Source organism: Staphylococcus ratti, assembly GCF_020883535.1.
In the GTDB taxonomy this organism is placed as follows: Bacteria; Bacillota; Bacilli; order Staphylococcales; family Staphylococcaceae; genus Staphylococcus; species Staphylococcus ratti.
In genome coordinates, this window is sequence record NZ_CP086654.1 from 744,324 (window position 1) to 758,609 (window position 14,286).

Consider the following 14,286-nt stretch of genomic DNA (forward strand, 5'->3'; position numbering starts at 1 on the left):
CTATTAAGAAAGTGGTGAACACCTTGGCAAATGCACTAGTCCAAGCGATACATAATGAATATCAATTTTCAATCAAACAAATTGAAGCGGTTTTACAATTACTTGAAGAAAAAAACACAGTGCCCTTCATTGCGCGTTATCGTAAAGAAATGACGGGCGGTTTGGATGAGGTCGAAATTAAAAAGATTGAAGATGAGTATACTTATATGCAAAATCTTCAAAAACGTAAAGACGAAGTGATTCATAACATTGAGCAACAAGGATTGCTGACGGAAGACCTAAAAAAAGATATTTTGAAACAAACCAAGCTACAACGTGTGGAAGATTTATATCGACCTTACAAACAAAAGAAAAAGACCCGCGCAACAGAGGCCAAACGAAAAGGTTTAGAGCCATTTGCGACATGGATTTATACACAAAAAAATACCACTCCGCTTAATGAGGAAGCTCAAAAGTACCTCAATGATGAAATCACAAATGAATCAGAAGCAATTTCAGGTGCGCAAGATATTATAGCTGAACAAATTGCAGATCATCCTAAATATCGACAACTTATTCTTAAAGAAACGTACAAAAATGGTTCAGTTGTTACGTCAAAAAAGAAAAATGCGGAAGATGAAAAAGAAACATACGCGATGTATTACGATTATTGCGAACCATTAAAACGTGTAGCAAACCACCGTATTTTAGCGATGAACCGCGGTGAAAAGGAAAAGGTATTATCTGTAAAAATTGATACAGATAAAATGATTTTAATAAATCAAATAAAGCAACAAGAAATAAAAGTTGATAACGCATTAGCGCAAGTAGTTGAAAATGCAATAGAAGATGCTATGAAACGCCTTATTTTCCCATCTATAGAAAGAGAAATACGGGGTGATTTAACACAACGTGCAGAAAGTAAAGCGATTGATGTATTTAGTGAAAACTTAAAACATTTGTTATTGCAACCTCCATTGAAACAAAAACAAATTTTAGGGGTCGATCCAGCATACCGAACAGGTTGTAAACTTGCAGTAATTAATCCTTTTGGGGCGTTTGTTGCTAAAGGAGTAATGTACCCGCATCCCCCAGTTGCGAAAATAAAAGAGGCAGAACGTATTTTTGTGGATATGATACAAAAGCATGATATCGCACTTGTAGCAATTGGAAACGGAACGGCTAGTCGTGAAACAGAGCAGTTTGTTGCGAAAATGATTAAAGAACATGAACTGAACATACAATACATTATCGTAAATGAAGCAGGGGCTTCAGTGTATTCAGCGTCAGAAATTGCACGCCAAGAGTTTCCAGATTTTCAAGTTGAAGAACGCAGTGCCGTTTCTATCGGACGCCGTGTACAAGATCCGTTAAGTGAACTTGTAAAAATCGATCCAAAATCTATAGGTGTAGGGCAGTATCAGCACGATGTAAATCAGAAGCAATTAGGAGAAGCACTGGATTTCGTCGTTGAAACAGCGGTAAACCAGGTAGGAGTAAATGTAAATACAGCATCAAGCACATTATTACAACATGTTGCAGGTCTTTCTAAACCTATTGCTGATAATATTATCCAGTATCGAGATGAAAATGGTATGATTACCCATCATAAAGAAATAAACAAAGTCAAACGTTTAGGCGCTAAAACATTTGAGCAAAGCATTGGATTTTTAAGAATTGTAGACGGCGAAGAACCTTTAGATAATACAGCGATTCATCCTGAAAGTTATAAGGCAACATACCAATTATTAAGTGAGTTGAATATTGCAGTTTCTGAACTGGGTGACGAAAAACATAAAGCAACACTTGAAAATTTAAATATTGAAGCTTACGCCCAAAAACTTAATATAGGCGTACCCACGTTACAAGATATCGTCAAATCTTTAATCGCCCCACACCGGGATCCACGTGATGAATATGAAACACCACAACTAAAATCAGATGTGTTATCTATTGAAGATTTAAATAAAGGTATGAAGCTAAATGGAACGGTACGCAATGTAGTTGATTTTGGTGCTTTTGTGGATATTGGAGTCAAACAAGATGGCTTAGTGCACATTTCGAAATTGGCCAAACGATTTGTAAAACATCCGATGGACATCGTTAGTGTTGGAGACATCGTCGAAGTATGGATAGAAGACATAGATACTGAAAAGGGAAAAGTCGCATTAACGATGATCAATCCAAATGGATAATGAAATCTTGCAAAAACAAGCAGAACATATTGCAAAGAGGTATTTTGGTAAGCCTTTTCGACATCAAATTTATTTTAATTCACGTTTACGTACAACGGGTGGACGTTATTTGTTGAAGTCACATAATATTGAAATTAATCCAAAACAGTATGAGCACTTTGGGAAAAGTGCAATTCAAGCAATTATTAAGCACGAACTTTGTCATTATTTTTTACATCTAGAAGGCAAAGGTTATCAACATCGAGATAACGATTTTCGAGCGTTAAGCCAAAAAGTAGGGGCACCGAGACACTGTGCGTCGCTTAGCAGTTATGAAAGTCGGGCGAACTATGTCTATATTTGTGAAAAATGCCAAAAAACGTTTATGCGTATTCGAAGTGTGAACACACATAAAATGAGATGTGGACAGTGTGGCGGGAAAATCAAATTAGTTAAACATTTATAAAAGTAGCTTTTGAAAATTCGTGTAGTATCATTAATCCAATTTAGAAAGAATAGAAGGTAGACACAGACGTCCCTTTTATTCTTTCTTTTTTGAAATAAGCCGTTGACATGGAGGTAATGTGTCAGTATAATTACAAAGGTCGCTAGTTGTTATGACGCAGCGAAAAAATAGTTCACGTAAAATTTAAAGTTTATTGTTGACTTAGTTTCCGAAATGTTTTATGATTAAATACGTTGCGAAAATAAGATTAACAAAGTATTACAAATATTAACTTTAAGTTAAAAAAGTGTTGACTTTGAATATAGAAGATAGTACAATAAATCTTGTCGAAAAAATCAATGATTTTTACCGAGCGGTCGTGGCGGAACGGCAGACGCGCTAGGTTGAGGGCCTAGTGGGAGTATTCCCGTGGAGGTTCAAATCCTCTCGGCCGCATCAACCCAAAATACATTTTTATTTATGCGGGTGTAGTTTAATGGCAAAACCTCAGCCTTCCAAGCTGATGTTGTGGGTTCGATTCCCATCACCCGCTCCATTAATTTTTATTATAATGAACATTGAAAACTGAATGACAATATGTCAACGTTAATTCCAATAATTTGAGTACGTTAAGTACTTTCAGAGTGATTGGCTTAACCAATCAACGAGCTATATCAAGCTTACTTCTTTTATGGAGAGTTTGATCCTGGCTCAGGATGAACGCTGGCGGCGTGCCTAATACATGCAAGTCGAGCGAACTGAAGAGGAGCTTGCTCCTTTGACGTTAGCGGCGGACGGGTGAGTAACACGTGGGTAACCTACCTATAAGACTGGAATAACTTCGGGAAACCGGAGCTAATGCCGGATAACATATCGAACCGCATGGTTCGATAGTGAAAGACGGTCTTGCTGTCACTTATAGATGGACCCGCGCCGTATTAGCTAGTTGGTAAGGTAACGGCTTACCAAGGCGACGATACGTAGCCGACCTGAGAGGGTGATCGGCCACACTGGAACTGAGACACGGTCCAGACTCCTACGGGAGGCAGCAGTAGGGAATCTTCCGCAATGGGCGAAAGCCTGACGGAGCAACGCCGCGTGAGTGATGAAGGTCTTCGGATCGTAAAGCTCTGTTGTTAGGGAAGAACAAACGTGTAAGTAACTGTGCACGTCTTGACGGTACCTAACCAGAAAGCCACGGCTAACTACGTGCCAGCAGCCGCGGTAATACGTAGGTGGCAAGCGTTATCCGGAATTATTGGGCGTAAAGCGCGCGTAGGCGGTTTTTTAAGTCTGATGTGAAAGCCCACGGCTCAACCGTGGAGGGTCATTGGAAACTGGAAAACTTGAGTGCAGAAGAGGAAAGTGGAATTCCATGTGTAGCGGTGAAATGCGCAGAGATATGGAGGAACACCAGTGGCGAAGGCGGCTTTCTGGTCTGTAACTGACGCTGATGTGCGAAAGCGTGGGGATCAAACAGGATTAGATACCCTGGTAGTCCACGCCGTAAACGATGAGTGCTAAGTGTTAGGGGGTTTCCGCCCCTTAGTGCTGCAGCTAACGCATTAAGCACTCCGCCTGGGGAGTACGGTCGCAAGACTGAAACTCAAAGGAATTGACGGGGACCCGCACAAGCGGTGGAGCATGTGGTTTAATTCGAAGCAACGCGAAGAACCTTACCAAATCTTGACATCTTTTGACCGCTCTAGAGATAGAGTTTTCCTCTTCGGAGGACAAAATGACAGGTGGTGCATGGTTGTCGTCAGCTCGTGTCGTGAGATGTTGGGTTAAGTCCCGCAACGAGCGCAACCCTTAAGCTTAGTTGCCATCATTAAGTTGGGCACTCTAAGTTGACTGCCGGTGACAAACCGGAGGAAGGTGGGGATGACGTCAAATCATCATGCCCCTTATGATTTGGGCTACACACGTGCTACAATGGACAATACAAAGGGCAGCGAAACCGCGAGGTCAAGCAAATCCCATAAAGTTGTTCTCAGTTCGGATTGTAGTCTGCAACTCGACTACATGAAGCTGGAATCGCTAGTAATCGTAGATCAGCATGCTACGGTGAATACGTTCCCGGGTCTTGTACACACCGCCCGTCACACCACGAGAGTTTGTAACACCCGAAGCCGGTGGAGTAACCATTTGGAGCTAGCCGTCGAAGGTGGGACAAATGATTGGGGTGAAGTCGTAACAAGGTAGCCGTATCGGAAGGTGCGGCTGGATCACCTCCTTTCTAAGGATAATATACGGAATATCGCCTTAGGCGATAAGGAATAACGTGACATATTGTATTCAGTTTTGAATGCTCATATAGATTGAGGATTCAACATTGTACATTGAAAACTAGATAAGTAAGTATTGATTTTACCAAGCAAAACCGAGTGACAAGCGAAAAGCTTGAAACAAAAAATTATCGCTAGTCGTCGACAGACGACTCACATAATTAATAACTGGTGAAGATAAGTTAAGCATTATAACGTAGATAGGATAGACGTGATTGAAAGCGTTTGTCAGTCTATGAATCACAAACAAGAACGAAGGCGCTTACTTGCGTAAGTAACTGAGTGATTTGTGCCGTGATGAATAAGAATGCGAACGCTTATCAACACGTCTAGATTAAGTTATTAAGGGCGCACGGTGGATGCCTTGGCACTAGAAGCCGATGAAGGACGTTACTAACGACGATATGCTTTGGGGAGCTGTAAGTAAGCTGTGATCCAGAGATTTCCGAATGGGGGAACCCAGCACGAGTTATGTCGTGTTATCCGCATGTGAATACATAGCATGTGAGAAGGTAGACCCGGAGAACTGAAACATCTTAGTACCCGGAGGAAGAGAAAGAAAAATCGATTCCCTGAGTAGCGGCGAGCGAAACGGGAAGAGCCCAAACCAACAAGCTTGCTTGTTGGGGTTGTAGGACACTCTTATGGAGTTACAAAGGAACATGTTAGACGAATAACCTGGAAAGGTTAATCAGAGAAGGTAAAAATCCTGTAGTCGAAAACATATTCCCTCTTGAGTGGATCCTGAGTACGGCGGAGCACGTGAAATTCCGTCGGAATCTGGGAGGACCATCTCCCAAGGCTAAATACTCTCTAGTGACCGATAGTGAACCAGTACCGTGAGGGAAAGGTGAAAAGTACCCCGGAAGGGGAGTGAAAGAGAACTTGAAACCGTGTGCTTACAAGTAGTCAGAGCCCGTTAATGGGTGATGGCGTGCCTTTTGTAGAATGAACCGGCGAGTTACGATCTGATGCAAGGTTAAGCAGAAAATGTGGAGCCGTAGCGAAAGCGAGTCTGAATAGGGCGAATGAGTATTTGGTCGTAGACCCGAAACCAGGTGATCTACCCTTGGTCAGGTTGAAGTTCAGGTAACACTGAATGGAGGACCGAACCGACTTACGTTGAAAAGTGAGCGGATGAACTGAGGGTAGCGGAGAAATTCCAATCGAACTTGGAGATAGCTGGTTCTCTCCGAAATAGCTTTAGGGCTAGCCTCAAGTGATGATTATTGGAGGTAGAGCACTGTTTGGACGAGGGGCCCCTCTCGGGTTACCGAATTCAGACAAACTCCGAATGCCAAATAATTTAACTTGGGAGTCAGAACATGGGTGATAAGGTCCGTGTTCGAAAGGGAAACAGCCCAGACCACCAGCTAAGGTCCCAAAATATATGTTAAGTGGAAAAGGATGTGGCGTTGCCCAGACAACTAGGATGTTGGCTTAGAAGCAGCCATCATTTAAAGAGTGCGTAATAGCTCACTAGTCGAGTGACACTGCGCCGAAAATGTACCGGGGCTAAACATATTACCGAAGCTGTGGATTGTCCTTCAGGACAATGGTAGGAGAGCGTTCTAAGGGCGTTGAAGCATGACCGCAAGGACATGTGGAGCGCTTAGAAGTGAGAATGCCGGTGTGAGTAGCGAAAGACGGGTGAGAATCCCGTCCACCGATTGACTAAGGTTTCCAGAGGAAGGCTCGTCCGCTCTGGGTTAGTCGGGTCCTAAGCTGAGGCCGACAGGCGTAGGCGATGGATAACAGGTTGATATTCCTGTACCACCATGATTCGTTTTAAGCGATGGGGGGACGCAGTAGGATAGGCGAAGCGTGCTGTTGGAGTGCACGTCTAAGCAGTAAGACTGAGTGTTAGGCAAATCCGGCACTCATTAAGGTCAAGCTGTGATGGGGAGAGGAAACAAGTTTTCCTCGAGTCGTTGATTTCACACTGCCGAGAAAAGCCTCTAGCTAGAAGATTGGTGCCCGTACCGCAAACCGACACAGGTAGTCAAGATGAGAATTCTAAGGTGAGCGAGCGAACTCTCGTTAAGGAACTCGGCAAAATGACCCCGTAACTTCGGGAGAAGGGGTGCTCTTTGAGGTTCACGCTTCGAAGAGCCGCAGTGAATAGGCCCAAGCGACTGTTTATCAAAAACACAGGTCTCTGCTAAACCGTAAGGTGACGTATAGGGGCTGACGCCTGCCCGGTGCTGGAAGGTTAAGAGGAGTGGTTAGCATTAGCGAAGCTACGAATCGAAGCCCCAGTAAACGGCGGCCGTAACTATAACGGTCCTAAGGTAGCGAAATTCCTTGTCGGGTAAGTTCCGACCCGCACGAAAGGCGTAACGATTTGGGCACTGTCTCAACGAGAGACTCGGTGAAATCATAGTACCGGTGAAGATGCCGGTTACCCGCGACAGGACGGAAAGACCCCGTGGAGCTTTACTGTAGCCTGATATTGAAATTCGGTACAGTTTGTACAGGATAGGTAGGAGCCTTAGAAGCGTGAGCGCTAGCTTACGTGGAGGCATTGGTGGGATACTACCCTAATTGTATTGGATTTCTAACCCGCAACTCTTATCGAGTTGGGAGACAGTGTCAGGCGGGCAGTTTGACTGGGGCGGTCGCCTCCTAAAGTGTAACGGAGGCGCTCAAAGGTTCCCTCAGAATGGTTGGAAATCATTCATAGAGTGTAAAGGCATAAGGGAGCTTGACTGCGAGACCTACAAGTCGAGCAGGGTCGAAAGACGGACTTAGTGATCCGGTGGTTCCGCATGGAAGGGCCATCGCTCAACGGATAAAAGCTACCCCGGGGATAACAGGCTTATCTCCCCCAAGAGTTCACATCGACGGGGAGGTTTGGCACCTCGATGTCGGCTCATCGCATCCTGGGGCTGTAGTCGGTCCCAAGGGTTGGGCTGTTCGCCCATTAAAGCGGTACGCGAGCTGGGTTCAGAACGTCGTGAGACAGTTCGGTCCCTATCCGTCGTGGGCGTAGGAAATTTGAGAGGCGCTGTCCTTAGTACGAGAGGACCGGGATGGACATACCTCTGGTGTACCAGTTGTCGTGCCAACGGCATAGCTGGGTAGCTATGTATGGACGGGATAAGTGCTGAAAGCATCTAAGCATGAAGCCCCCCTCAAGATGAGATTTCCCAACTTCGGTTATAAGATCCCTCAAAGATGATGAGGTTAATAGGTTCGAGGTGGAAGCGTAGCGATACGTGGAGCTGACGAATACTAATCGATCGAAGACTTAATCAAATTAGTTCATAAGGTAATGCTTGTGAAAATCTACTTACTATCTAGTTTTGAATGTATAACATTCAAAGTCACTTTACGAAGTGAAAACGTTTGACATAAAGTAAAACATTGTTTGGTGACAATAGCAAAGAGGTCACACCTGTTCCCATGCCGAACACAGAAGTTAAGCTCTTTAGCGCCGATGGTAGTCGGACTTACGTTCCGCGAGAGTAGGACGTTGCCAAGCAAACTTGCCCCAAGTACTTTAAGTACTTGGGGTTTTTTGTGATATAGGAGATGGGATGACGTGCTTTATCAATCGTATCCCACCGGTCATTTTATTAAATTAATAAGGAATAAAGCATTTTATTTTCGTTAATATAGATGTTTTTAGTATCAAATTGGTTAATGTTTGCTTTGAGTTGTTCTAAATCATGATGATATTTAAGCTGAATACCAATAATGACAGTACCTGTATTTTGCGACGCTTTTTTGAGATATTCAAACTTAGTAATATCATCATCAGGACCTAACACATCATTTACAAACTGTTTAAGTGCACCAGGTCGTTGAGGGAAGTTTAAAATAAAGTAATGCTTCATTTCTTCAAATAGCAATGAACGTTCTTCGATTTCTTTCATTCGATTAATGTCATTGTTCCCGCCACTGATTACACAGACTACTGTTTTGCCTTTTATTTGTTCTTTATAATGTTCAAGTGCGCTTACACTCAGTGCGCCTGCAGGTTCAGCAACAATGGCTTGTTTAGAATACATATCTAAAATTGTAGAACAAACGGCGCCTTCATCAACTAGTACGTAATCATCTATGAAATTTTTACAAATGTTGAAAGTCAGTGCGCCTACTTTAGCTACAGAGGCACCATCAACAAATTTATCAATATTTTCTAACCGCACAATGCGATTTTGTGAAACAGATTGAAACATACTGCTTGCGCCTAATGGCTCCACACCAATACATTGTGTAGAAGGAGAGTAGGCTTTAAAATATGTGGACACACCTGACATTAAGCCACCACCACCAATTGCTCCGAAGACATAATCAAATTCAATTTGATTGTCATGTGCTTGGTTAATAATTTCTTTTGCAATTGTACCTTGGCCTGCGATGGTATAGAGATTGTCAAAAGGATCGATAAATGTCATTTGATGCTTTTCAGTGTAGTGCAATGCTTCTTTTAAACAATCATCAAATGTATCACCAATGAGTTTAATTTCAACGTTCGTATCTCCAAAAAATTTCACTTGATTAATTTTTTGGTTAGGTGTAGTGACAGGCATGAATATCACAGCATTTAAATTGAGTTGGCGTGCTGTAAATGCCACACCTTGTGCATGATTACCTGCACTTGCACAAGTAATGCCTTGAGCTTGTTGCTCTGTTGTAAGTACAGAAATAGCATTATAAGCACCACGTAGTTTAAATGAGCGTACCCATTGTAAATCTTCACGTTTTAAATAGACATTACATTGATATTTTAATGACAAATAATGATCTCGTTCTAGAGGCGTAGTTTTAACGGTATCTTTAATACGTAAAAAAGCTTCATCTATCTCATTTGTACTTAATGTCGGGGTTGTCACTGTCATAGTATCTCTCCTTTAATGGTTTAATTCATAAGCTTCTATGTCCTTTTCATAAGCTAGTGTGATGGCAATATCATCTAAGCCATTGATAAATTTATGTTTCCATCGTTCTTCAATTTCGAAATGGAATTGATGTCCATTTGCATGAACGACTTGTTTGGGCAAATCAATTGTAATTACTTCGGCTTCTACGATTTTTTGCCTTGCTTCATCATCTAATCGTATAGGTAACAAGGCATTTTTTGTGCAATTCATATAAAAAATATCACTAAAACTTTTGGCAATTACAACTTGGAAGCCATAGTCTTTAAGCGCCCACGCAGCATGTTCACGACTTGAGCCACAGCCAAAGTTATCTCCAGTTACTAATATTGTGGCATCTTCATAAGGCGCTTGATTTAAAATGAACGCTGGATTGGGTTCACCATTTTTTAAATAGCGCCATTCATCAAACAGAAAGGGTCCAAAGCCTGTTTTTGTTATGCGTTTGAGGTGTACTTTAGGTATGATTTGGTCAGTATCAATATTGTCGTGAAATAAAGGAACAACTTTCCCAGAATATCGTGTAAAGGGTTTAATTTCCATCATAGTGATTTTGCCACCTTTCTTACATCTACAAAGTGCCCATGAATCGCTGCAGCTGCAGCCATGGCAGGTGAAACTAAATGCGTACGTGCACCTTTACCTTGGCGACCTTCAAAATTGCGGTTACTTGTGGACGCACAATGGACGCCGTCTGGAACTTGATCTGGATTCATACCTAAGCACATACTACATCCTGGTTCACGCCATTCAAATCCTGCTTCTTTGAAAAGGGTATCAATACCTAATGATTCGGCTTGTTTTTTTACTTGTCTTGAACCAGGAACGACGATAGCGGTAATGTTTGGATGGACTTTACGTCCTTTAATAAAATGACTGGCTTCAATAAGGTCAGACAAGCGCGCGTTAGTACATGAGCCTAAAAATACATAGCCTAAAGGTATATCTTTAGCAGTTTGTCCGGGTTGTAACGACATATATTGATACGCACGCGCATCATTGCCATTTTTAATTTCAGGAAATGGTGAGGAAAAGTTACCGCCCATTTCAGGACTTGTTCCCCAAGTGACTTGAGGTTCTAGGTGTGATACATCAAGTGAAATGACTTTATCGAAGTGCGCGTCTTTATCACTATACAATTTTTGCCAATGAGTGCGTTGATGCTCTAAGTTATGAATATAAGGTCGTCCTTCAAGGTACGTGTAGGTCGTGTCATCCGGGCGTACAAGGCCGTATTTAGCGCCAGCTTCAATTGCCATATTACATAGTGTCATTCGACTTTCCATAGAAAGTGCTTCTATCGTTTCACCGGCAAACTCTAGCGCATAGCCTGTTCCAAAGTCGACACCGTATTGGCTGATTAAGTACAAGATAATATCTTTTGCGTATACACCTTGAGGCAAGTCACCTGTAACTTCAATTTTTAAATTTTTAGGTTTAATTTGCCAGAGCGTTTGTGTAGCGAAAACGTGTTCCACTTCACTTGTTCCAATTCCGAAAGCAATAGCTCCAAATGCGCCGTGTGTGGCAGTATGAGAGTCTCCACATACGATTGTTTTTCCGGGCTGTGTTAATCCCATTTCAGGTCCAACCATATGAACAATTCCTTGCTCGTCAGAACCCATATCGAACAATTTCACATCAAAATCTTTACAATTTTGCTGTAGCGCACGAATTTGATTGTTTGCAATCTCATCTTGAATATTAAAAATATCGACAGTAGGCACGTTATGATCTAAAGTTGCAAATGTTAAATCAGGTCGGCGTAAGGTTCTATTTTGCAATCTCAAACCTTCAAAAGCTTGAGGAGAGGTGACCTCATGAATAAGGTGTAAATCAATATATAACAGTTGAGGTTCACCTTCTACTCCGGTAATGACATGATTTTGCCAAATTTTGTCAAATAGCGTTTGTCCCATATTTACGCCTCCTTGATGTACTGTTTTACTAGTTTAAAAATATCGTGCGTGGTGTGTTGACCGTTAAGGTCTTCGGTTGTATGATTTTGAGCGATGAGTTGTTGAATGCAAGTTTCAAGCATATCCGCAACATGACTGAGTTCAAATGTTTCTCTTAAACACATCGATAACGATAAAAGCATGCCAAAGGGATTAGCTTTATTTTGACCGGCGATGTCCGGCGCAGAACCGTGAATAGGTTCATATAATCTAAGACCGTGTTGTCCCAAACTAGCAGAAGGGGATAGTCCTAAAGAACCTGGCAACATAGAGGCTTCATCACTTAATATATCTCCAAATAAATTTTCAGTGACGATAACATCAAATTGTTGTGGGTTTTGTATGAGTTTCATACTACAGGCATCGACTAAAAGATGTTCAAGTTCAACTTCAGGATACTGTTTTGCGACTGCTTCAATAGTGCGGCGCCATAATTTACTACTTGCAAGGACATTTTCTTTATCGACAGATGTGACTTTATATCGCCGTGTCTTTGCAAGTTGAAATGCAACATGTGCAATATTTTCAATTTCTGATTGTGTATACACTAGTGTATCCGTAGCACTGTCCGTATCTAAAATTCGGGGTTCACCAAAGTAAATACCTCCTGTTAATTCACGAACGATAATGAAATCAGTATTTTCTATAATCGCTGGTTTTAGTGGAGAAAGTTTAACCATTTCTGGCAAAACCTTTGTTGGACGGATATTAGCAAAAAGTTTTAAAGAATGTCGTAATTTCAATAAACCTTGTTCAGGACGAACGGGTGCCATTTGCCATTTAGGTCCACCAATTGCTCCTAAAAGAATCGCATGCGCATTTTTACAAGCAGTTAGTGTAGATTCTGGAAGCGGTATCCCAAGTTGGTCTATAGCGCAACCACCTAAAAGATGTTCCTCAAGTTCGTATTCAAATTGAAATTTTTGAGATAATTGTTGTAATACTTCTAGTGTCCCAGACATGATTTCAGGACCGATACCATCACCTGCTAGTGCGACAAGACGCTTTGTCATAAGGCTACACCTCTATTTCCTTTCTAGTTGTGACAGCTTTTGATGATGCTTCGACGTAAGCTTTACAAGAAGCATAAATAATATCATGGTCAAAACCGACACCGTTGAATATTTCATTTTCAAACTTAATGGCTACGCGTACTTCAGCTTGTGCATCAGAGCCTTCAGTAATCGCCTCGATACGATAATCTATAAGTTCAGGTTGAATATTAAATATACGATCTACAGCATTATAGATAGAAACTATTGACCCTGTACCAATACTTGAATCTTGATAGGTTTGACCGTCTTTATCTTTTAAGACGACAACAGCACTTTGAAGCCCATTAGAAACAAATTGTAATTGTAAAGCATCCAATTGATAATGCGCATGTAATTCATGTGACGTACCTTGAATTAACGCGTGAATATCGTGATCAGTCACTTGTTTTTTCTTATCTGCAATATTTTTAAATGCTTTAAATAATACTTTTTGTTTTTCGGCGTCAATGTCATAACCAAGTTGTTTTAATTTTTCTTGGAAAGCATGTTTTCCGGATAATTTACCAAGTGGAAGCTCAGTTTGTTTGATACCCACTAATTGAGGGGTCATAATTTCATATGTTTCCGGATTTTTAAGGAAACCGTCTTGATGAATGCCTGATTCGTGACTAAAGGCATTTCTACCTACAATTGCTTTGTTGCGTGGAACGGCTAGTCCTGCATAGCGTGCGACTAAATCTGAAGTGGCTTTTGTTTGATTGAGCTGAATGTTAGATTCGATTTTATAATGGTCTTGACGTACATAGAGTGCTAAAGCTATCTCTTCAAGAGCAGTATTGCCTGCACGTTCTCCAATCCCATTAACTGCACCTTCAATGCGTTTGGCGCCATTTTCAATTGCAGCCATACTATTTGCAACCGCAAGTCCAAGATCATCATGACAATGCGCACTAAAGATAATTTCATTTTCAGATTGGTTTGTTTCAATGAGTGTTTTGAAAATATGTCCGTATTCTGTAGGATAACTATATCCTACAGTGTCCGGTATATTAATTACTGTTGCACCTGCATCTACCGCAGCTTGAACGCTTTCAATAAGAAAAGGTAATGGGGTGCGTGTCGCATCTTCAGGTGAAAACTGTACAACGTCGAATAATGTTTTAGCGTACGTCACATGTTGTGTAATAGAGGAGAGGACTTCACTTTCTGTCATATTCAGTTTTGACTCCAAATGAATTGGACTTGTAGCGATAAAGACATGAATTGACGGATTGACGGCTTCTTTAGTCGCTTCATAAACGGCATCAATATCAGATTGCTTGCAGCGTGCTAAGCCTGTTACAGTTGCTTTTTTTAAAGTTTGTGCGATGGCTTTAACTGAGTCAAAACTGCCTTGACTTGAAGCGGGGAATCCAGCTTCAATAACATCTACGCCCCAAAGCTCAAGTTGTTTAGCGATAGCTAAGCGTTCATCAAATGAAAAACTTACGCCAGGGGTTTGTTCTCCATCTCTTAATGTGGTATCAAAAATTTGAATATGACTTTTCATAATGAACAACTC

General features: G+C 41.5%; 7 protein-coding genes, 2 tRNA genes and 3 rRNA genes. 7 read left to right on the forward strand and 5 right to left on the reverse strand.

Features of this window, described 5'->3' with window-relative positions; genetic code table 11:
* Nucleotides 1–23 precede the first annotated feature (23 nt).
* The 7 genes from LN051_RS03455 to rrf all read left to right on the forward strand — a co-directional run bounded on the left by LN051_RS03455 (nucleotide 24) and on the right by rrf (nucleotide 8,370).
* Nucleotides 24–2,174, forward strand: coding sequence for a Tex family protein (locus LN051_RS03455; protein WP_229293206.1), 2,151 nt, complete (start codon nucleotides 24–26; stop codon nucleotides 2,172–2,174).
* The gene (locus tag LN051_RS03460; RefSeq protein WP_229293207.1) at nucleotides 2,167–2,619 is read left to right on the forward strand and encodes a SprT family protein; all 453 of its coding nucleotides are present in this window, start codon (nucleotides 2,167–2,169) and stop codon (nucleotides 2,617–2,619) included. The genes LN051_RS03455 and LN051_RS03460 overlap by 8 nt, the downstream gene beginning before the upstream one ends.
* A gap of 352 nt (nucleotides 2,620–2,971) precedes the next feature.
* Nucleotides 2,972–3,054 (forward strand) — tRNA-Leu (locus tag LN051_RS03465).
* Nucleotides 3,055–3,080: 26 nt separating this feature from the next.
* A tRNA-Gly gene (locus LN051_RS03470) sits at nucleotides 3,081–3,154 on the forward strand.
* Nucleotides 3,155–3,286: 132 nt separating this feature from the next.
* A 16S ribosomal RNA gene (locus tag LN051_RS03475) occupies nucleotides 3,287–4,837 on the forward strand.
* Nucleotides 4,838–5,218: 381 nt separating this feature from the next.
* Nucleotides 5,219–8,144, forward strand: a 23S ribosomal RNA gene (locus LN051_RS03480).
* Nucleotides 8,145–8,255: 111 nt separating this feature from the next.
* Nucleotides 8,256–8,370, forward strand: a 5S ribosomal RNA gene (rrf, locus tag LN051_RS03485).
* The 16S, 23S and 5S rRNA genes sit together here with 2 tRNA genes alongside, the layout of an rRNA operon.
* A gap of 94 nt (nucleotides 8,371–8,464) precedes the next feature.
* Here rrf and ilvA read toward each other — a convergent pair.
* From ilvA to LN051_RS03510, 5 genes are read right to left on the reverse strand one after another with little or no spacing between them, the layout of a single operon-like run.
* On the reverse strand, nucleotides 8,465–9,733 hold the full coding sequence (gene ilvA / locus LN051_RS03490) for a threonine ammonia-lyase IlvA (protein ID WP_229293208.1): 1,269 nt from the start codon (nucleotides 9,731–9,733) through the stop codon (nucleotides 8,465–8,467).
* Nucleotides 9,734–9,745: 12 nt separating this feature from the next.
* Nucleotides 9,746–10,315, reverse strand: coding sequence for a 3-isopropylmalate dehydratase small subunit (leuD, locus tag LN051_RS03495; RefSeq protein ID WP_229293612.1), 570 nt, complete (start codon nucleotides 10,313–10,315; stop codon nucleotides 9,746–9,748).
* Entirely contained in the window at nucleotides 10,315–11,691 is a 1,377-nt protein-coding gene (gene leuC, locus LN051_RS03500) for a 3-isopropylmalate dehydratase large subunit (protein ID WP_229293209.1), read from the reverse strand. The genes leuD and leuC overlap by 1 nt, the downstream gene beginning before the upstream one ends.
* 2 nt (nucleotides 11,692–11,693) lie before the next feature.
* Nucleotides 11,694–12,743, reverse strand: coding sequence for a 3-isopropylmalate dehydrogenase (gene leuB, locus LN051_RS03505; RefSeq protein ID WP_229293210.1), 1,050 nt, complete (start codon nucleotides 12,741–12,743; stop codon nucleotides 11,694–11,696).
* A 4-nt stretch (nucleotides 12,744–12,747) separates the two neighbouring features.
* Nucleotides 12,748–14,274, reverse strand: a complete 1,527-nt coding sequence (locus LN051_RS03510; protein ID WP_229293211.1) for a 2-isopropylmalate synthase — start codon at nucleotides 14,272–14,274, stop codon at nucleotides 12,748–12,750.
* Nucleotides 14,275–14,286 lie beyond the last annotated feature (12 nt).